Here is a 1,512-nt window from a genome sequence, read left to right as displayed (position 1 = left end):
ATGGCATCTTGTTGGCTTATTCCTTGGTCACACTAGGGCTGGTTGAGCGCTGACGCTCAACTAGCACCACGGGTTAATATTAATTCAAATTATACTATTTTCAATATATTTATGGTATATTTAATTTTCGGCATATTTCTACATTAAATCTCACATTTCGCACCCTCTCGGCAAACATCGAGAGGATTTTTTTTGTTCTGATGTCGAATGAATCCTTGACACACAAGGAAAGCAAAGGAGTTTTGCCCACCATGGATGTTCGAATTCGCGCGATTGATGAAAGTTCCTATTTAAATATCATAAGCACCATCTTCAAGGATCTTGACCTCCCTCAGCTGATGGACCGGCTGGTTCCGATGGATCCCCAATGCCAAACCCGAACCAGCGATGTGGTCAAGCTGATCATTCTGGATATCTTGAGCGGTCGGCAAGCGCTCGTTCATTTGGAACGATGGGCGCATGAGATCGATTTGCCGAAGCGGATCCGGCCGGGACTCCAGCCTTCTTGGTTCAATGACGATGCCATTGGGCGCCATCTAGATCGACTGTACGACGCCAATATCCATGCCGTTCTGTCTGCCTTGTCTGGTTCAGATTTATCAGAAAGAAGGCATCCCCCTTCGGGTCTTCCACGCCGATACGACGGACAAGACCGTTTACGGCGCTTATGAATCGGCCTCGCCGGATACCCTGCATATTGCCCATGGCTACAACCGGCAACACCATTGGCAAAAGCAGATCGACTTCGGACTGATCAGCAACGAGGATGGCGTTCCTTTTTATGGAGATGTACACGACGGCAACCTGCCGGATAAACCTGAAATCCCAAGGTGCTGTCCCGTGTCCATGAGCAGCTGAAGCAAGCGAAGATCGAGGACGAATGGATTTACGTGGCGGATTCCGCCGTGATGACGAAGGACACGCTTTCGCAAACGAAAGCGGCGAACGCCTTTTTGATCACCAGAGACCCTTCGCCGCTCCGGATCATGAAACAGGCGTTGGCTGAAGCTGATGCTCAGGACACGGCGTGGAGCGATCCTTTTACGCTGGCGGAGAAAAACGGCGCCACGCATCGGGTATGGGAAACGGCCTCGACGTATGAAGGCCATCCGGTCCGTCCGACCGGGCAGGCGATTTTTCAGCTGTTCCGGTATGTGAAAGTCGTTCTGTTAGAGCTGCCGGATGGGCAAATTCAGCGTTCACTGGGCCGTCCCCTCACCCCTGAGCAGCGAAGGGTTCTGCAAGGGCTGGGACTGGATGAGAGCATTTACGTGTAACGTTATGCGGAACGACCAGCGATGGTAAAAAAAGGATTGCCATTGCTCGCCGTGTTGACCGAAAAGTTATTCTAAAAAACTAACTGTAGTTGAGCAATTTTTATAACAATAATTACCATGTAAAAAGAGACAAACAGGGTACCCCTTATGCCACGTGGAGCTGTTTTTTCACGGCGTCAATAGGAATATTTTGTTTTGCTGCGCTGTAAATGAACTCCACGAGGCTATGTCCTTT

At 49.7% G+C, this 1,512-nt stretch carries 1 pseudogene; it reads left to right on the top strand.

Annotated features, from left to right (window positions below):
* Positions 1 to 251: 251 nt before the first annotated feature.
* Positions 252 to 1,118: pseudogene (locus ABS784_RS16790) on the top strand (IS1634 family transposase); the annotation flags it as partial.
* Positions 1,119 to 1,512 lie beyond the last annotated feature (394 nt).

Source organism: Geobacillus sp. G4, assembly GCF_040327975.1.
In the GTDB taxonomy this organism is placed as follows: domain Bacteria; phylum Bacillota; class Bacilli; order Bacillales; family Anoxybacillaceae; genus Geobacillus; species Geobacillus thermoleovorans.
Note: the sequence above shows the minus strand (reverse complement) of the source record. Positions and strands in the feature narration are given on the sequence as shown.